This window comes from Pseudomonas extremorientalis (genome assembly GCF_001870465.1).
Classification (GTDB): domain Bacteria; phylum Pseudomonadota; class Gammaproteobacteria; order Pseudomonadales; family Pseudomonadaceae; genus Aquipseudomonas; species Aquipseudomonas extremorientalis.
In genome coordinates, this window is record NZ_MDGK01000047.1 from 37,030 (window position 1) to 55,798 (window position 18,769).

The window sequence follows — 18,769 nt, forward strand, 5'->3', positions numbered from 1 at the left end:
TGCCTCTATTTATCTACCGTCCGGGTCACTCCTCCTGTCACTACCGTGCGCGCTTAGTCAACGACCTGCCACGCTGCGCGCAGGCGCTGCAATGCCAGGGCGATGGCGTGCTCGGGTACCGCAGCAAATCCCAGCACGAGGCCGGCGCGCTGGTTCACTGGCGTGCTCGATTGCGCCAGCCAGTAACTGCTCAAACCGTTGACCTCGACCTCCACGGCCCGTGCCTGCGCAAGCAGTCGCTGTTCCCGAGCCAGGCTGGCGACCCGTACGGTCAGGTGCAGCCCTGCGCTGACAGGGGGTAACTCACCCACACCCGCCAGCCCCTTTGGCCAGCCGGCCAACAAAGCATTGCGCCGACTCAACGCAGCACGGCGCATGCGCCGGATATGCCGCTGGAAATGCCCCGCAGCCATGAACTCGGCCATTACCGCCTGGGTGCTGACTTCGGAGTGGCGCATGTCGACAGCACGGCGCCGGGCGAACGCCTCCACCAGGGCCGGCGGCAACACCAGGTAGCCCAGGCGCAACGCCGGAAAAGCCACCTTGCCGAAGGTGCCGACATAGAGCACGCGCCCACTGCGATCCAGCGCGGCCAGGGGCGACAACGGTGCACCGCTGTAGCGGTACTCGCCGTCGTAGTCGTCCTCGATGATCCAACCGCCCGTTCGCTCGGCCCAGGCCAGCAGTTCCAGGCGGCGCGCCAGGCTCATGACCACACCCAGCGGATACTGGTGGGAAGGCGTGACGTAAGCCACCCGACAATCCTCCAGGGTATTGAGCACTTGGCAATCAATACCCTCGCCATCCACCGGCACGCCATGCAATTTCCCGCCCGCCAGGGCGAACGCATGCCCGGCCGCGCGATAGCCGGGGTTTTCCACCGCCACGCCGTCCCCAGGCTCCACCAGCAACTGTGCACAAAGGCTGATTGCCTGCTGCGCGCCGCTGGTGATCACTATTTGTTCAGCCGTGCACTGCATGCCTCGTGAGCTGCGCAAGTAGGCGGCAATCAGGCCACGCAGGCGGCCGTCGCCCGCGGGGTCGCCGTAGCAGAGCAGCTCCAGGTCCGGCTTGCGCCAGAAGGCCCCGTTCAGCTTGGCCCAGACCTCGAACGGGAACAGATCGAAGGCTGGCACACCCACGCGAAATGCCCGTGGCGGCCCCACTGGCGGCAGAGACAGGTGATTGGTTTTGATCCGTGCCAAGCCCACGCTGTGGGTAACTTCACTGTCCAGGACTTCGGGCAAATCTGCCCATTTTGTGGGTAAGTCTGGGGATAAGGCTGTTGAAAACCCTGTGGATACTTTTGTGGATAGTTTTTTGGCGGTGGGCAATTGGGCGACATAGGTGCCATCGCCAACCCGGCTTTCAATAAACCCCTCCGCATACAACTGATCGTAGGCGCGTACCACGCTGTTGCGGGAAATCGACAACGCCGTCGCCAGGTCACGGGTGGCGGGAAGACGCGTCCCGCTGACCAACCGACCGTCCAGCACCCGCTGGCGCAGGGCGTCATACAGCTGGCGCGTCAGGCCTTGGCGGCGATCCAGTTCAATACCAGCGGGGTTGAACGACAGGGGCGGCGAGACAGGCGACATATTGGACCTATGAAATGGGTGCCAGATGGCTCTTTCAACGAGCCATTAGCCTGCCTAGGATGCAGGCATTCGCCAAGGAATTTTTCCATGTACACACCCCGCGCCTTTGCCCTCAACGATTTGCCCGAACTGCAGCAACTGATCCAGCACACCCGCCTGGCGCAGCTGGTGACCTTTGGCGAGCAAGGCCTGCAAGCCAGTCACTTGCCCTTGCTGCTCAACCCGGATGAAGGCCCCAACGGCATGCTTTACGGGCACCTGGCCAAAGCCAATCCGCAGTGGAAAGACCTGCAGAACGGCAGCGAAGCGCTGGTGATCTTTGCCGGTGCCGAGGCCTACATCAGCCCGGCGTTCTACCCGGCCAAGGCCGAGCACGGCAAAGTCGTGCCTACCTGGAACTACATCGCCGTGCACGCTTATGGCAAAGCCGAGGTATTCAACGATGCCGAGCGCTTGCTCGCGGTGGTCACTGCGCTGACCGATCGCCATGAAGGCGGCCGCGCCCAGCCCTGGAAGGTCAGCGACGCTCCGGCCGATTACATCGACGGCATGCTCAAGGCCATCGTCGGCTTCGCCCTGCCGATCGAACGCCTGATCGGTAAACGCAAACTCAGCCAGAACCGCAGCGCGGCCGACATGGCCGGCGTTCGTGCTGGCCTGGCAACCAGCGCCGATGTGCGCGACCAGACCCTCGCCCGCTTTATTCCCCCCCAAGGAGCCCCAGAATGAGCCCGATCGATATCCGCCAGGTCACCGCCGCCGACCACGCTGCCTGGCTGCCGCTGTGGCAGGCGTACTTGAAGTTCTATGAAACCGAACTACCGGACGCGGTCAGCCAAAGCACCTGGCAACGCTTGATCGACGCCAGCGAACCGACCCACTCGGCCCTGGCCTGGCAGGACGGCAAGGCGGTGGGCATGGTGAACTTCATCTACCATCGCTCCAATTGGAGCATCGAGAATTCCTGCTACCTTCAGGACTTGCTGGTGGACCCGGCCCAACGTGGCACCGGCGTCGGTCGCAAGCTGATCGAGTTCGTCTACGCCACCGCCAAGGCCGATGGCTGCGCCAAGGTGCACTGGCTGACCCACGAAACCAATGCCACCGCGATCCAACTCTACGAACGCATCGCCGAACGCCCTGGGTTCATCCAATTTCGCAAAGGTCTTTAAGGAGCGCAGCATGACTACTTCCCTCGCCGACTGGAAAGGCGCACCGGCCCCTACCGTCACACTGCTTGAAGGACGCTTCATCCGCCTGGAAAAACTCGACCCTGCACGCCATGGCGACGAGTTGTTCCAAGCCCTCCAGGGCCCCGGCGCCGACCCCAAGCTGTGGGACTACTTGCCATACGGCCCCTTCCCGGAACGTAGCGCCTTCAATGACTGGCTCAACAACCACGCGTCCCACAGCGACCCGTACTTCTTCTGCGTGGTCGACCGCCAGACCGGCCAGGTACAGGGCCTTCTCAGCCTGATGTCCATCGTCCCCGCACAGGGCCGCATCGAAATCGGCCATGTCACCTTCGGCGCGCCGATGCAGCGTTCGCCGAAAAGCACCGAAGCGGTGTACTTGCTGGCCAAATACGCGTTCGAACAGGGCTACCGCCGCCTGGAATGGAAGTGCAACAACGCCAACGCCCGCTCCAAGTACGCGGCCGAGCGGTTGGGCTTCAGCTTTGAAGGAGTGTTCCGCCAGCACATGGTGGTCAAGGGCAGGAACCGCGATACCGCGTGGTACTCGATCATCGACGCAGAATGGTCGGCAATCCAGGCCGGTTTCGAGGAGTGGCTGTCGGAGGCTAACCAGACCGGTTCAGGGCAGGTGAAAGGCCTGGCGGACTGTCGCCGCCAGGCGCGCTGAGGCTTAGCCCAACTGCCGGGCCAGCACTGCAATGTGCTCCGGCCCGATCCCGCAGCACCCCCCCAGGTGGCTGGCACCCCGTGCTTGCCAGTCGGCAGCCCAGCGCAGGTAACCTGGCGGGTCGAGATCCTCGCGCAGCGGGTCCAGGCCATCATTGGCGGTGGCCTCCTTGGGTTGCGGCGGGAACGCGTTGGCATAGGCGCCGACCTGGATCGTCACCCCGAGGCGTTCGAACGTCTGGCAGGACGCGTCGATAGCCGCGCCGATCACTTCGGGCTGGCTGCAATTGAACAGCAGCACTTGCACGCCCAGTTGCGAAGCCGCTTCGGCCGCTTCAGCCACCGGTTCGCCGGAACGCAGGCGGGGAATCTCGTCAGTGTCTTCATCCTTGAGGGTAAACGACAGCCAGAACGGCTTACCGTCCTTGGGCAGGCCGGCGTGGATAGCACGTGCCTCGGCAATCGAGCTCTGAGTTTCCGCCAGCCACAGGTCGACATGGGGCGACAGGCCTTGCACCAGTGGGGTCAGCAATTCAGACACGCGCTGCGGTTCGAACAGGTCAGGGCGGTACGAACCAAACAACGGCGGCAGCGAACCGGCGACCAATACGGCTTTGCCCGAGGCCTCTACGGCACGGCGTGCCAATTCCCCGGCGAGTGCGGCCAACGCCTGGCCCTCTGCGGCAAAGCGCGCTTCTCCGATGTGAAACGGCACCACGGCATAGCTGTTGCTGGTGATGACGGTCGCACCGCTCTGGATATACGCCGCGTGTACCGCTTCCACCGCCTGCGGTGCTTCACTCAGTGCCAGTGCTGACCACTCCGGCTGCCGGAACGGCGCGCCCCGGCGTTGCAGTTCACGGCCCATGCCGCCATCAAGGATTACTGTGCGTGCCTTACCCATATGCCTTTTACTCATAAGCTTATGAAAATAACTCACTATGAGAGCCGTTCTTATAACTATTTAATACGCAGCATTCGGTTATTAACAACCTCTTTTTTATTCAGGTGTCGATTGTGAAACTAAAACCGCTGCTGGCTCTGGCCCTGACGATGTTGGCCACGTCGACTCAAGCCTTCGCAGGCACGACGCTGGACCGGGTCGAGCAAAAAAAGGAACTGGTCGGCGTGTTGATGGAAAGCTACCCGCCGTTCTCGTTTCTTAACGAGCAGAACCAACTCGACGGTTTCGACGTGGATGTCGCCAAGGCGGTTGCGCAAAAACTGGGGGTGAAGCTGCGCCTGGAAACGCCTTCCTGGGACGTAATCGCCGCAGGCCGCTGGAGCGGGCGCTACGACATCTGCATCTGCTCCATGACGCCGAGCAAAGCCCGCGCCGAGGTGTTCGATTTCCCGGTGCAATACTACGCGTCGCCTGCCGTGATTGTGGTCAACGCCAAGGATGACCGTATTCACGGCGCCAGGGACCTGAGCGGCAAGAAAGTCGGCCTCACCAGCGCCTCCAGCTATGAAAGCTATCTGAACAAGAATCTGGTGATCGAAGGCGCCGAAGATACCCACCTGCAGTACCCTTTCGACAACGTGCAGATCGCTCCATACGACACCGACAACGTAGCGTTCCAGGACCTGGGCCTGGGCGCCGGCGTGCGCCTGGATGCGATCCTCACCAATCTGGTCACTGCCCAACCGCGCCTGGACCAGGACAAGCGCTTCAAGCTCGCCGGCGATGCGCTGTATGCCGAACCCAACTCGGTGGCCATCGAAAAAGGCGACCCACAGTGGGACAGCAAGGTGCGTGAGGTCTTCGCCCAACTGAAACAGGACGGTACCCTGAGCAAGCTGTCGCAAAAATGGATCGGCGCCGATATCAGCCAATGACTGCATTCCCCACACCTCCCAAGCCTCCGGTGAACACACGGCGCCTCATGGGATTCCGGACTCGGCTTTACTTGACCTGGGCGACGTTGTTCTGCCTGTTCGCCAGCTTTTTCCTGAGCTTTGACCTGAAGTTCTCGATCATTCTCGACAAACTGCCCAACCTGATCGGCGTACACCTGGCCCCCAACGGCTTCCTGCAAGGGGCGGCACTCACCGTATTCCTGTGCCTGTGCTCGATGGTGGCCTCGTCGCTGCTGGGCTTTGTCACAGCGCTGGGGCGGCTGTCGAACAGCGCCGTGGCTTTCGGCGTCGCCAGTTTCTACGCTTCGTTCTTTCGCGGCACACCCTTGCTGATCCAGATCCTGCTGATCTACCTGGGCCTGCCGCAATTGGGTGTGGTGCCTGGTGCAATCGTTGCCGGGATCATCGCGCTCTCGCTGAACTATGGGGCCTACCTGAGTGAGATCTTCCGTGCGGGTATCCTCGGCGTACCCCAGGGCCAGCGGGAAGCTGCCCTGGCCCTGGGCATGCGCGACAGCGCGATCTTCTGGCACGTCACCCTGCCCCAGGCCATGCGCACCATCATCCCGCCAGCCACCAACCAGTTCATCTCCATGCTAAAGGACTCGTCGCTGATTTCAGTGATGGGGGTATGGGAAGTGATGTTTCTGGCGCAGTCCTACGGACGCTCCAGCTACCGCTATATCGAAATGCTCACCACGGCGGCGATCATCTACTGGGTGATGTCCCTGGGGCTTGAGTTGATCCAGGCGCAAATGGAGCGGCACTACGGCAAGGGGTATGCGCGCAAGGGGTAAGTTCTTAATCTCCCGCCAGTAAAGACAACTCCCGCAAACCAGGAGTCGATGGCCTGACAGTTATCACCCCACCATCTCGCTAAATTCCCGGCCTCATTCATCAGAGGTTGGGATTTCATGCCTTTTACACCGCACAGAGTTGCCCTTGTCATTGCCCTTGCGCTCAGCGCCACCAGCCTTCAATCCGCACAGGCGCAAGGCGATATCGAATACACGCCGTACTGGTATCAGCCCTACGATGCGCTGGATGCCGACTGGTTCTACACACCCGAACCCAAAGCGCTGCCCCTGGACGGTTATCTCACCCGCAAGGCCACCTCGCACAATGGCTTGCAAGTGGCAAAAGTGCTGGAGCCCGCATTGATTCGTTTGCTGAAGTCCGGAGAGCTGACTTCCGAACAAATCAAAGCCCTGGATAAATTCGGTGACGCGCTGGAGAAACAGCCTGGCGGAATCGGTGCCAGCCTTGAGCAATTGGCTGGCAGCCAGAACGCCAACCTCGCGGGTGCAACGCAAAACACCACACTACACATCGGCAGCCAATTGCTCTCGAACCTACGCACACTGCCCGCCGACGACGAGGGACACTTCTGGGTTCAAGGCCTGGGCCACGACGGCCGCCTCGACACACAAGGCGGCAGCGCCGGCTTGAAATACAGCACCGAAGGCCTGCTGTTGGGTGCCGACTGGGCACTGGATCACGCCTGGCGCGTGGGTATCATGGGCGCAAAATCCACCAGTCATTTCGACACCCCACGCTTCGCCTCCGAGTTGGACAGTTGGCACCTGGGCGGTTATGCCGTGCGCCAGGACGGCCCGTTGGCCCTGCGCCTGGGCGCGATCTACAGCGACCATGCGGGGCAGAACAAACGTAACGTCAACCTGCTGGATTACAAGGAGCAACTCAGGGGCCAATACAACGCCCAGAGCCAGACCCTGTTTTCCGAACTGGGCTATCAACTGGGCAGCGCGGATCTCAGCGTGGAGCCCTTCGCCGGCCTCGGCTTCCAGCGCTACCACCGTGACGGCTTCAAGGAAACCGGTGGCCTGAGCGCGCTGAACGTTGGCGCACAAACCCAGCAGAACCTGAGCAGCACCGTGGGCCTTCGCCTGGCAACGGTGTATCGATTCGATAACCAGGTCAGCCTCACACCTCATCTCAGCATCGGCTGGAAACACCTCTACGGCGAGGTCGACAGCCAGGTGCGCCAGTCCTACCGCGCATTGCCAGGGCGGGTTGACGGCTTCACGGTCAAGGGCACTTCGCTGGATCGCAATAGCCTGGATCTGCAAGCCGGACTGGACCTGGCCCTGTCGACACAACACACCGTCGGCTTGACCTACAGCGCCCAGGCCGGTACCAACAGCCGTAACCAAGGCCTGATGGGACAATGGAAGATGAGCTTCTGACCCACCAAATTTCAGGCAAAAAAAAGGGGGCACCTGCCCCCCCGAGGATTAAGCGGTAGTGTCGAAGGCTGTTTTCAGCCTTCGATTTCAATCAGGATTTCGCCAGGGTTGACCCGGTCGCCCTTGGCCACATGAACGGCGGTCACCTTGCCGGCAATCGCGGCCTGTACTTCGGTTTCCATCTTCATGGCTTCGGTAATCAGCACGGCCTGGCCGGCCTTGACCACATCGCCTTCCTTGACCAGCACGTCGACGATATTGCCCGGCATCGCCGTGCTGACATGGCCCGGCGCGGTAGCATGCTTGCGGTTGCTGCTGCCACCGCTGACGAACTCGTTGAGCGGCTCGAACACCACTTCTTCCGGCATGCCATCGATGGACAGGTAAAAGTGGCGCTTGCCCTCGGCCTTGACGCCGACACCAGTAATGTCCACGCGATAGCTTTCACCGTGCACGTCGATGACGAACTCAGTCGGGACGCCTTCGCCACCGGCACGCGCCACGCCGCCCGCTTCCGGGATCGGCAGCAGCACTTCCGGCGCCAGGGTGCCTGCGTCGCGTTCTTCGAGGAACTTGCGCCCGATGTCCGGGAACATCGCGTAGGTCAGCACGTCTTCTTCGGACTTGGCCAACGCGCCGATCTCACCGCGCAGCTTGGTCATTTCCGGCTTGAGCAGGTCGGCCGGGCGTACGTCAATCACCTCTTCGCTGCCGATGGCCTGGCGCCGCAGTTTCTCGTTCACGGTGCCAGGCGCCTTGCCGTAGCCGCCTTGCAGGTAGAGCTTCACTTCGTTGGTGATGGTCTTGTAGCGCTCGCCAGCCAGCACGTTGAAGAACGCCTGGGTGCCGACGATCTGCGAGGTCGGGGTGACCAGCGGCGGGAAGCCGAGGTCTTCACGCACGCGCGGGATCTCGGCCAGCACTTCGCTCATGCGGTTGAGGGCGCCCTGCTCTTTCAACTGGTTGGCCAGGTTGGAAATCATCCCGCCCGGCACCTGGTTGACTTGCACACGGGTGTCGACAGCGGTGAATTCGCTTTCGAACTGGTGGTATTTCTTGCGCACGGCGTAGAAGTACAGGCCGATCTCTTGCAGCAGTTCCAGGCTCAGGCCGGTGTCGAACTCGCTGCCTTTAAGAGCGGCGACCATCGACTCGGTGCCCGGGTGGCTGGTGCCCCAGGCGAAGCTGGAGATGGCGGTGTCGATATGGTCCGCACCGTTTTCAATCGCCTTGAGTTGGCACATCGCGGCCAAACCAGCAGTGTCATGCGAGTGGATAAAGATCGGCAGGCTCTGCTCGGCCTTCAACGCCTTGACCAGCTCACCCGTGGCATATGGGGTCAACAGACCAGCCATGTCCTTGATCGCGATGGAGTCGCACCCCATGGATTCCAGTTGCTTGGCCTGGGCCACGAAGGCTTCGACGGTGTGCACCGGGCTGGTGGTGTAGGCGATGGTGCCCTGGGCATGCTTGCCGGCGGCCTTCACCGCTTCGATGGCCACGCGCAGGTTACGCACGTCGTTCATGGCGTCGAAAATGCGGAATACGTCGATGCCATTTACGGCGGCCTTGGCGACGAAGGCTTTGACCACGTCGTCGCTGTAGTGGCGGTAGCCCAGCAGGTTCTGGCCGCGCAGCAGCATTTGCAGGCGGGTGTTGGGCAATGCGGCGCGCAGTTTGCGCAGGCGCTCCCACGGGTCTTCCTTGAGGAAGCGCACGCAGGCGTCGAAGGTAGCGCCGCCCCAGACTTCCAGGGACCAGTAGCCGACTTTGTCGAGCTTGTCGCAGATCGGCAGCATGTCGTCGGTGCGCATGCGGGTCGCCAGCAACGATTGGTGGGCGTCGCGCAGGATGGTGTCGGTGACAAAGATTTTCTTGGACATTGTTGTATTCCTCACAGGCCTGCGTGGGCGGCGATGGCGGCGGCGATGGCCAGGGCCAGCTCTTCGGGTTTGCGCTTGATCGAGTAGTTGGTCAGCTCAGGGTGGCTTTCCACGAAACTGGTGTTGAACTGGCCGCTGCGGAATTCCGGGTTGCGCAGGATTTCCTGGTAGTAAGCGGCGGTGGTCTTCACGCCTTGCAGGCGCATGTCATCCAGGGCACGCAGGCCGCGGTCCATGGCTTCTTCCCAGGTCAACGCCCACACCACCAGTTTCAGGCACATGGAGTCGTAGAACGGCGGGATGGTGTAGCCGGTGTAGATCGCCGTGTCGGTACGCACGCCGGGACCGCCGGGCGCGTAGTAACGGGTGATCTTGCCGAAGCTGGGCAGGAAGTTATTTTTCGGGTCTTCAGCGTTGATACGGAACTGCAACGCGAAACCACGGTGCTGGATGTCTTCCTGTTTCACCGACAGCGGCAGGCCGGAGGCGATGCGGATCTGTTCACGAACGATGTCGATCCCGGTGATTTCTTCGGTGATGGTGTGTTCCACCTGCACCCGGGTGTTCATCTCCATGAAGTACACCTCGCCCTCGGCGAGCAGGAACTCCACGGTGCCGGCGTTCTCGTAGCCCACGGCCTTGGCGGCGCGCACCGACAGGTCGCCGATGTAGGCGCGCTGTTCAGGGGTCAGTTGCGGGCTTGGGGCGATTTCGATGAGCTTCTGGTTACGGCGCTGGATCGAGCAATCACGCTCGAACAGGTGCACCACGTTGCCGAAACTGTCACCGAGGATCTGCGCCTCGATGTGCTTGGGATTGACGATGCACTTTTCCAGGAACACTTCCGCCGAACCGAAGGCCTTGGTGGCTTCGGAGATCACACGGGGGAAGGCTTGTTCAAGTTCTTCGCGGCTGTTGCAGCGACGGATACCACGACCACCACCACCGGAGGTGGCCTTGAGCATCACCGGGTAACCAATGCGGTCGCCTTCGGTGAGTGCCTCGTGGATATCCGCGACGTTGCCTTCGGTACCCGGCGTGACCGGCACACCGGCCTTGATCATGCTGCGGCGCGCTTCGGTCTTGTCGCCCATGCGGCGAATGACTTCAGCCGATGGACCAATGAACTTGATGCCGCGTTCAGCGCAGATGTCCGCCAGTTCGGCGTTTTCAGACAGGAAGCCATAGCCGGGGTGCAACGCATCGCAGCCGGTTTCCACCGCCAGGTTCACCAGCTTGCGCGGGTTCAGGTAGCCGGCCAGGGGCTCGGCACCAATGCTGTGGGCTTCGTCGGCACGCTTGACGTGCAACGCGTGGCGGTCGGCATCGGAGTAGACCGCGACCGAGCGAATGCCCATCTCGGCGCAGGCACGCACGATTCGTACGGCAATTTCACCACGGTTGGCGATCAGGATCTTTTTTATCACTTGGAAATTCCCTTGAGCCGATTGCTGCGTTCTTCGACCCGCTGGAGCCGGGTCGGCGCGTGACCAAATGTTTCATGACAGTCGCGAGACACACACTAAGCCCGCCAAGGGATTAACAAAAATCAATAATTATTGGGTTGGGCATAAGTAAAGACTTATAGTCACCCGGACAGCTTGCGGCGAGAGCACTAAAAAATGCGTAAGTCACTGATGAGACTGACATTGCGTCAATTGCAGATCTTCCATGAGGTGTGCGATTTGCGTTCCTACAGTCGTGCGGCCGAGGAAATGTCCCTCACGCAACCGGCCGTCAGCCTGCAAATTCGCCAGTTGGAAGAGCTGATCGGCCAGCCGCTGTTCGATTACGTGGGCAAAAAGCTCTACATGACCGAGGCCGCCGAAGCCTTGCAGCGCGCCAGCCGCGACATCTTCGGGCGTCTGGAAAACCTCGATATGCAGCTCTCGGACATGCAGGGCTCGTTGCAGGGCCAGTTGAAACTGGCGATTGAGTCCAGCGCCAAGTACTTCGTGCCGCACCTGTTCGCCGCCTTCAAGCGCCAGCATCCGGAAGTGCAGTTGCAGTTGACGGTGGTGAATCGCGCCCAGGTGATTCGCCGGCTTTCGGACAACCGCGACGACCTGGTGATCATGTCCATGGTGCCCCAGGACATGGGCCTGGAATTCCTGCCGTTCCTCAACAACCCGATTGTCGCCGTGGCGCCGCCCGACCATCCCTTGAGCCTGCAAGGCCCGCTGCGCCTGCAGGACCTGGAACCCTACACCCTGCTGCTGCGCGAAGCGGGCTCCGGCACGCGACTGGCCTGCGAGGAGTACTTCAAGGAAAAACGCGTGCACTTCACCCAGACCGTGGAAGTAGCCTCGGCCGAGGCGCAGCGTGAATGTGTTTGTGCGGGATTGGGCGTGGCCCTGTTGACGCGTCATGCGGTCAACATGGAGCTGGCCACCGGCGGGCTCCGGGAGCTGCCGGTGGAAGAGCTGCCACTGTACCGCAGTTGGTGCCTGGTGCAGGCCAAGGCCAAGCGCCTGTCACCGGTGGCCCATGCGTTCCTGGGCTTTATCCGCAGCGAGAGGGTGCAGATCAGCGTACTGGCTGAGCGTTTCGCTGGGCTGCCGCGGGTGCCTGCCAGTGGAGTTCAGGGTAGTCGCTGATGCTCTGGAGCAACTGGCGCTCCTCACAGCGGTCTTCGATTGCGCGACGGAACGCCATGCGGCGCTGGTCTTCCTGCTGACGACGGGTTTTGACGGAGCTGTTGCTGTCTTCGTAAGTCCGGGCCATTTGGAGTCTCCCAATGCGAGTACGGGGAGTTCAGGATGGCCCTGGGCGATGACGCAGCGATGACAGCCTGATGAAGATTCTGGGTTTGCAGGAGATCCAAATGTGGGAGGGGGCAAGCCCCCTCCCACATTTTGCTCTGTGTACCGCTTTAGTCATCGAGGGCTTTGACGGACTTGGGCGACAACCGCAGGCTGCGCAAGCTGCGCTTCACGCTCTTGAGGTGGTTGACCAGGCTCGGCCCACGCGCCATGGCCACGCCCATCGCCAATACATCGATCACCACCAGGTGGGCGATACGCGAGGTCAGCGGGGTATAGATCTCGGTGTCTTCATGCACATCGATCGCCAGGTTGACCGTGGACAGTTCCGCCAACGGCGTCTGGCTCGGGCACAGGGTGATCAACGATGCACCGCTTTCACGCACCAGGTTGGCAGTGATCAGCAGGTCCTTGGAGCGGCCCGACTGGGAAATGCAGATGGCGACGTCAGTAGGTTTCAGGGTCACCGCCGACATGGCCTGCATGTGCGGGTCACTGTAGGCCGCAGCGGTCAGCAGCAAGCGGAAGAACTTGTGCTGGGCATCGGCGGCCACCGCGCCTGAAGCACCGAAGCCATAGAACTCCACACGCTGGGCCTGGGACATGGCCGTCACGGCCTTTTGCAACTCCACCGGGTCGAGCTTCTCGCGCACTTCCATGAGCGTGTGCAAGGTGGTGTCGAAGATTTTCAGGCTGTAGTCGGCGACGGAATCGTCTTCATGGATCGCGAACTGCCCGAAGCTGGCACCGGCGGCCAGGCTCTGGGCCAGCTTGAGTTTCAAGTCCTGGAACCCGGAACAACCGATGGCGCGGCAGAATCGCACGATGGTCGGTTCGCTGATACCCACGCTATGGGCCAGGTCGGCCATCGAACTGTGCATCACAGCCGCAGGGTCAAGCAGCACGTGATCGGCAACCTTGAGTTCCGATTTGCGTAACAGGTGGCGCGACTGGGCGATATGTTGCAACAGGTTCAAAGGGCAGGACTCTTGTTATGGGCAGGGCCAGGGATGTAGCAAGCTTGTAGTTATACTACAAGAATTGCCCTTTTGCCCGTCCGACGCATCACTAAATCGCCCTGCCCCCCTTTGAATCTAAGGGCGACCGCGTTGTAGCCACAGGGGCGCCCCCGGCGTCGTTAAGGAAATTCTGCATTTTTCCGTAACAAATCTGCCAACCCATCGGCCTGCATCGGCCGACTGATCAAATAGCCCTGCACTTCGTCACAATGCTCACCCCGCAGGAAATCCAGCTGCTGCTGATCTTCCACACCCTCGGCCACCACCTTCAGCGCCAGCCCGTGAGCCATGGCGATGATTGCCCGAGTGATGGCCGCGTCTTCGCGTCCCTGGCCAAGGCCGCGAATGAAGGTCTGGTCGATCTTCACGTAGTCCACGGGAATGCGCTTGAGGTAGCTGAGGGACGAATACCCGGTGCCGAAGTCATCGATGGCCAGCTTCACGCCCAGGTCACGCAGTTGCTGGAAGGTGGCGATGATGTGTTCGACGCTGTCGAGCAGTTGGCTTTCGGTCAGCTCCAGCTCGAGGTATTGCGGGTCCAGGCCGGTTTCTTCGAGCACCTGGCGCACCAGGCTGACCAGCTTGCCCTGGCGCAACTGGTGCACCGAGAGGTTGACCGATACCCGGATCGGCGCCAGCCCCTGGCGCTGCCATTCACAGGCTTGCCAGCAGGCTTCGCGGAGTATGAATTCGCCCAGCGGTACGATAAGGCCGGTCTCTTCAGCCAGGCCGATAAACTCCCCCGGCGGCACCATGCCCCACTGCGGGTGGTCCCAACGGATCAGCGCTTCGGCAGCATTGAGCTTGCCAGTGGCCAGACACAGTTTCGGCTGATAGAACACCGTGAGCTGACGCTCTTCGATGGCCTTGCGCAGGTGGTTTTCCAGCTGCAAGCGCTCCAGGGTGCTGGCTTGCAGGCTGTCGGTGTAGAACTGGAAGTTGTTGCCGCCCAGGTGTTTGGCGTGTTGCATGGCCATGTTCGATTGGCTGACCAATGCGGAAATTTCACGCGCGTTGTCCGGCAACAGGCTGACCCCCATGGAAGCACTCACCACCAGTTCATGCCCCTCCACCGTCACCGGCACCCGCAGCTTGGCCAGCAGCCGCGTGGCGACCCGCGCCAGGCTCGACAAGTTGCCGTAGGCGTCGAACAACACGGCAAACTCATCCCCGGACAGGCGTGCAATGGTGTCGGCCTCGGGCAAGGCATTGATCAGGCGTCGCGCCATTTTTTGCAGCAACTGGTCGGCCACTTCATGGCCCAGGCTGTCATTCAACAGCTTGAAGCGATCGAGGTTGATGTGCAGCAGCGCCAGGCTACGCCCACCCTGGCGGACACGCTGGTGCGCCTCGCGCAAGCGTTCGCGAAACAGCGAGCGATTGGCCAGGCCGGTCAGTTCGTCGTAGTGGGTGAGGTAGCGCATACGCTCTTCGGACTCACGCCGCGCCGAGAGATCGGCGAAGAAGCCTACGATATGGTTGACTTTTCCTCGAACATCCCGCACTACGTTCAACTGCAGCCACTGCGGGTAAAGCTCACCGTTCTTGCGGGTCTCCACCAATTCGCCCTGCCACGTGCCGTGGCTGAGCAACGCCTGGCGGATCACCGGGAAATGGCGGCGGGCGTCACGACTGCTGGGCAACTCCACTACATTGCGGCCAATCATGTCATCGGTTTCGAACCCCGTAACGCGGCTGAAAGCCTGGTTGACGGCGATCAGCTTGTAGTCCGGATCAAGGATCACAATGCCTTCGCTGGCGGCTTCAAATACGGTCGAGGCCAACCGCTGCTGTTCCTCCAGGGCCTTGCCGGCGCTGATATCGCGGCGCGTACCGAGCATGCGCGTGACCCGGCCGCTGGGCGCACGCTCCACGGCGCGGCCACGGTCTTCGATCCACACCCAGTGCCCGTCGCCATGGCGCACGCGGTATTCCACCTGATAGTCCTCGCTGCGGCCCTTGAGGTGTTCCACCAGGGCACGCTTGAGCAGCGGCAGGTCGTCGGGGTGCAGGCGCGGCTTGAGGTGGCTGAGCATTGCCGTGACGTACTCCGGCTCCAGGCCGAACAGCTCCTTGAGCTGGGTGTGATGGACCTCATCGGTTTGCAGGTTCCAGTCCCACAGGCCCAGTTCACTGGCTTGCAGCGCCATGGCCAGGCGTGCTTCGCTTTTATTCAAGGCCAGGCTGGCGGCGTCCAGTTCCTGGCTGCGCTGTGCGACGCGGTCTTGCAGGCCGATCTGGGCTTCGCGCAACTCCTGTTCGACCTGACGGCGCTGCTCGACTTCACGCACCAGGTCCTGATTGAGTTGCTCGCTGCGCTGCTGCGCCTGTTGCAGGTGTTCGATCAGCGCCTGGTTCTGGAAGCGGCGCAACAGCCCGCGCTGGATCAGGCGATTGACCTGCCACGCCACCAGGCTCAAGGACGCCAGCAGGATCAGGCCAAGTACACCCCAACCACGCTGCTGCGGGTCGCCGCTCCAGAACAGGTAGAAGATGGACGGCACCAGGCACGGCAAGGCAAAGGACAGGAACGCCGGCAGGCTCACGGCGTACGCCACGCTGGCCGACAAGGTCGCCGCGCCGATCAGGCCGAATACCCAGGCCTGCTGCATGAAGCTGTCACCCGGCACCAGGGCGATGGCGGCCGTTGCCAGAGTCAGGCCACTGACCGCCGAGCCGAGCAGGAACATGCGCTGCCACACCGGCTGGGCCTGGCGGCTGGGCATCGCCGAGTCGAACGCGGCCACCTGGATCACGCGCATTGCCACCAGGGCCAGCAGCCAGACCAACCAGATGCTGTCCAACAGGTATTGCTGGGGGTTCCACAGTAGCCAGGCGCAGACCAGGCCATTGACCAACATCAACAGGGTCGGCAGCAGTGAGCCTTGATACAGCAGGCGTGTGCGCTCGACCGCCATCTCCGTGGCGTAGTGTTTACGGATAACCTGCGCGGGGGCCGCCGAGGGGCCAAGCAGGTCGGTGCTAAGGGTCATAGGCAGTGTTCTTATAATGGTGAGCCCGAAACGTCGACGGAGCATACACAAGCAAGCGCTTGGGCCAAACTGCTCCATGTCATAAAAACTGCGCGGTCATGCAGCGCAAACTTCCGGGCCAGACGGCTTGAGCGAGACGCTGCGCGGGCTGCGACCATCGACCGACCGGTCATCACCCCGAAGGTTTTCCGTCGACCAGCCGGCATTGGCATTTGCCCCACTTCCCCGGGGGCCATAGAATGCGCCGATGCGCGATGATCTCTCCCTTTTGCTGAACTCCCTCAACGATGCCCAACGCCAGGCTGTAGCGGCCCCCGTTGGCCGTCAGTTGGTCCTGGCCGGTGCTGGCTCCGGTAAAACCCGAGTGCTGGTGCACCGTATCGCCTGGTTGATCCAGGTCGAGAACGCGTCCCCGCATTCCATCCTGTCGGTGACCTTCACCAACAAGGCCGCTGCCGAGATGCGCCACCGCATCGAACAGCTGATGGGCATCAGCCCGGCCGGCATGTGGGTGGGCACCTTCCACGGCCTGGCGCACCGCTTGCTGCGGGCGCACTGGCAGGAAGCGGGCCTGGCCCAGACCTTCCAGATTCTGGACAGCGATGACCAGCAACGCCTGGTCAAGCGGGTGATCCGCGAGCTGGGCCTCGACGAACAACGCTGGCCGGCGCGCCAGGCGCAATGGTTCATCAATGGCCAGAAAGACGAAGGCCTGCGCCCGCAACATATCCAGGCCAGCGGCGATCTGTTCCTGGCCACCATGCGCAGCATCTATGAAGCCTATGAGGCCGCCTGCGTGCGCGCCGGGGTTATCGACTTTTCCGAGCTGCTGCTGCGCGCCCTCGACCTGTGGCGCGATAACCCAGGCCTGCTGGCGCATTACCAGAAACGCTTCCGCCATATCCTGGTGGACGAGTTTCAGGATACCAACGCCGTGCAGTACGCCTGGCTGCGCCTGCTGGCCAAAGGTGGCGACAGCCTGATGGTGGTGGGCGACGACGATCAGTCGATCTACGGCTGGCGTGGCGCGAAAATCGAGAACATCTACCAGTATTCCGAAGACTTCCCGGACGCGGTCACCATCCGCCTGGAGCAGAACTATCGCTCCACCGCCGGGATCCTCAAGGCGGCCAACGCCTTGATCGCCAACAACACCGGGCGCCTGGGCAAAGAACTGTGGACCGACGGCGGCGAAGGCGAAGCGATCAACCTGTACGCCGCTTTCAACGAACACGATGAAGCGCGCTACGTGGTGGAAACCATCGAAAGTGCGCTGAAAACCGGCCTGGCGCGCAGCGATATCGCCATTCTGTACCGTTCCAACGCCCAATCGCGGGTGTTGGAAGAAGCCTTGCTGCGCGAACGCATCCCGTACCGCATCTATGGCGGCCAACGCTTCTTCGAACGGGCGGAAATCAAGAACGCCATGGCCTACCTGCGCTTGCTGGAAGGCCGTGGCAACGATGCAGCGCTGGAACGGGTGATCAATATCCCGGCCCGTGGCATCGGTGAAAAAACCGTCGAAGCCATTCGCGACCACGCCCGCCACGCCGATGTGTCGATGTGGGAAGCCATGCGCCTGCTCATCGCCAACAAGGGCCTGACTGGTCGTGCGGCGGGTGCGCTGGGTGTGTTTGTCGAGCTGATCGAGAACCTGGCGGCCAAGTGCGCGGAAATGCCCCTGCATTTGATGACCCAGACCGTGATCGAGCAATCCGGGCTGATCGCCTACCATGAGGCGGAAAAAGGCGAGAAAGGCCAGGCCCGGGTAGAAAACCTTGAGGAACTGGTCAGCGCCGCCCGTGCGTTCGAAAATACCGAGGAAGACGAAGAGCTGACACCGCTGGCCGCGTTCCTCGGCCATGCTTCGCTGGAAGCCGGCGATACCCAGGCCGACGAGCATGAAGACAGCATCCAGCTGATGACCTTGCACAGCGCCAAGGGCCTGGAGTTCCCTTACGTGTTCCTGGTGGGCATGGAGGAAGGCCTGTTCCCGCACAAGATGAGCCTGGAAGAGCCTGGTCGCCTTGAGGAGGAACGCCGCCTGGCCTACGTGGGCATCACCCGGGCGATGCAGAACCTGGTGATGACCTACGCCGAGACCCGACGCCTGTACGGCAGCGAGACCTACAACAAGGTGTCGCGCTTCGTACGTGAAGTACCGAAGGGTCTGATCCAGGAAGTGCGCCTGTCCAACAGCGTGAGCCGCCCGTTCGGCGGGGGCCAGCAGCAGAACTCCAGCAGCATGTTTGCGGGCTCGGAGATTCCGCAGACCCAGTTCAGCCTGGGCCAGCAGGTCAGGCATTCGGTGTTCGGCGAAGGGGTGATCCTCAACTTCGAGGGTGCCGGTGCCCAGGCGCGGGTGCAGGTGAATTTCGCCGAAGGCAGCAAGTGGCTGATGATGGGTTACGCGAAGCTCGAAGCCGTTTGAAACATTTGCCTACATGAAGGTTCTTGGCCCACCCTTGTTTTTAACAAGTGCGGGCCAATATCTGTAATAAGTCCTACAGACCGTTCTGAATCGATCCTACGCAAAAGCCCGAAACATTATGCCGCTAGCCACTGTCACCACACCTGTGCAACAT

The 18,769-nt window shown here is 61.7% G+C and carries 15 protein-coding genes; 8 read left to right on the forward strand and 7 right to left on the reverse strand.

The window, feature by feature from the left end; genetic code table 11:
- Positions 1–53: 53 nt before the first annotated feature.
- Positions 54–1,598: a MocR-like pyridoxine biosynthesis transcription factor PdxR gene (gene pdxR / locus BFN10_RS18145; protein ID WP_071490836.1), complete on the reverse strand. Its 1,545-nt coding sequence runs from the start codon at positions 1,596–1,598 to the stop codon at positions 54–56.
- 87 nt (positions 1,599–1,685) lie between these two features.
- On the opposite strand from pdxR, the gene BFN10_RS18150 reads away from it, so the two are divergent.
- Genes BFN10_RS18150 through BFN10_RS18160 form a run of 3 tightly spaced genes read left to right on the forward strand, consistent with a single transcriptional unit; the run spans position 1,686 to position 3,461 of the window.
- Complete coding sequence (locus BFN10_RS18150; RefSeq protein WP_071490837.1) at positions 1,686–2,327, forward strand: FMN-binding negative transcriptional regulator; 642 nt, start codon at positions 1,686–1,688, stop codon at positions 2,325–2,327.
- Positions 2,324–2,770, forward strand: a complete 447-nt coding sequence (locus BFN10_RS18155) for a GNAT family N-acetyltransferase (protein WP_071490838.1) — start codon at positions 2,324–2,326, stop codon at positions 2,768–2,770. The genes BFN10_RS18150 and BFN10_RS18155 overlap by 4 nt, the downstream gene beginning before the upstream one ends.
- Before the next feature lie 10 nt (positions 2,771–2,780).
- Positions 2,781–3,461 (forward strand): GNAT family N-acetyltransferase, encoded by a 681-nt coding sequence (locus BFN10_RS18160; protein ID WP_071490839.1) that lies wholly within the window; start codon positions 2,781–2,783, stop codon positions 3,459–3,461.
- Between the two features lie 3 nt (positions 3,462–3,464).
- Here the strand turns inward: BFN10_RS18160 and BFN10_RS18165 are convergent, their stop codons facing one another.
- Positions 3,465–4,364 carry a homocysteine S-methyltransferase family protein gene (locus BFN10_RS18165; protein WP_071490840.1) on the reverse strand — a complete coding sequence of 300 codons (900 nt, stop codon included), beginning with the start codon at positions 4,362–4,364 and terminating at the stop codon, positions 3,465–3,467.
- A 113-nt stretch (positions 4,365–4,477) separates the two neighbouring features.
- Between BFN10_RS18165 and BFN10_RS18170 the strand changes: the two genes are divergently transcribed.
- The 3 genes from BFN10_RS18170 to BFN10_RS18180 all read left to right on the forward strand — a co-directional run bounded on the left by BFN10_RS18170 (position 4,478) and on the right by BFN10_RS18180 (position 7,527).
- A complete protein-coding gene (locus BFN10_RS18170) occupies positions 4,478–5,299 on the forward strand; it encodes an ABC transporter substrate-binding protein (RefSeq protein WP_071490841.1) in 822 nt (273 codons plus the stop codon).
- 47 nt (positions 5,300–5,346) lie between these two features.
- Positions 5,347–6,117, forward strand: a complete 771-nt coding sequence (locus tag BFN10_RS18175) for an amino acid ABC transporter permease (RefSeq protein ID WP_083351516.1) — start codon at positions 5,347–5,349, stop codon at positions 6,115–6,117.
- Between the two features lie 117 nt (positions 6,118–6,234).
- Complete coding sequence (locus BFN10_RS18180; protein WP_071490843.1) at positions 6,235–7,527, forward strand: autotransporter outer membrane beta-barrel domain-containing protein; 1,293 nt, start codon at positions 6,235–6,237, stop codon at positions 7,525–7,527.
- A gap of 74 nt (positions 7,528–7,601) precedes the next feature.
- Here BFN10_RS18180 and oadA read toward each other — a convergent pair whose 3' ends face one another.
- Together oadA and BFN10_RS18190 are read right to left on the reverse strand one after the other, a co-directional pair.
- Positions 7,602–9,410 carry a sodium-extruding oxaloacetate decarboxylase subunit alpha gene (gene oadA / locus BFN10_RS18185; RefSeq protein ID WP_058424313.1) on the reverse strand — a complete coding sequence of 603 codons (1,809 nt, stop codon included), beginning with the start codon at positions 9,408–9,410 and terminating at the stop codon, positions 7,602–7,604.
- A gap of 11 nt (positions 9,411–9,421) precedes the next feature.
- Positions 9,422–10,837, reverse strand: a complete 1,416-nt coding sequence (locus BFN10_RS18190) for an acetyl-CoA carboxylase biotin carboxylase subunit (RefSeq protein ID WP_003195732.1) — start codon at positions 10,835–10,837, stop codon at positions 9,422–9,424.
- A gap of 195 nt (positions 10,838–11,032) precedes the next feature.
- On the opposite strand from BFN10_RS18190, the gene BFN10_RS18195 reads away from it, so the two are divergent.
- Entirely contained in the window at positions 11,033–12,007 is a 975-nt protein-coding gene (locus BFN10_RS18195) for a LysR family transcriptional regulator (protein ID WP_071490844.1), read from the forward strand.
- Here BFN10_RS18195 and BFN10_RS29765 read toward each other — a convergent pair.
- The 3 genes from BFN10_RS29765 to BFN10_RS18205 form a co-directional block, all read right to left on the reverse strand.
- Positions 11,937–12,134: a PA3496 family putative envelope integrity protein gene (locus BFN10_RS29765; protein ID WP_083351517.1), complete on the reverse strand. Its 198-nt coding sequence runs from the start codon at positions 12,132–12,134 to the stop codon at positions 11,937–11,939. The two genes, BFN10_RS18195 and BFN10_RS29765, sit on opposite strands and share 71 nt — an antisense overlap.
- Before the next feature lie 148 nt (positions 12,135–12,282).
- Positions 12,283–13,149, reverse strand: a complete 867-nt coding sequence (gene hexR, locus BFN10_RS18200) for a transcriptional regulator HexR (protein ID WP_003177007.1) — start codon at positions 13,147–13,149, stop codon at positions 12,283–12,285.
- A gap of 161 nt (positions 13,150–13,310) precedes the next feature.
- Complete coding sequence (locus BFN10_RS18205) at positions 13,311–16,184, reverse strand: EAL domain-containing protein (RefSeq protein ID WP_071490845.1); 2,874 nt, start codon at positions 16,182–16,184, stop codon at positions 13,311–13,313.
- A gap of 247 nt (positions 16,185–16,431) precedes the next feature.
- Here BFN10_RS18205 and uvrD point away from each other — a divergent pair, with 247 nt between their 5' ends.
- Positions 16,432–18,615: a DNA helicase II gene (uvrD, locus tag BFN10_RS18210; RefSeq protein WP_071490846.1), complete on the forward strand. Its 2,184-nt coding sequence runs from the start codon at positions 16,432–16,434 to the stop codon at positions 18,613–18,615.
- Positions 18,616–18,769: the final 154 nt, after the last annotated feature.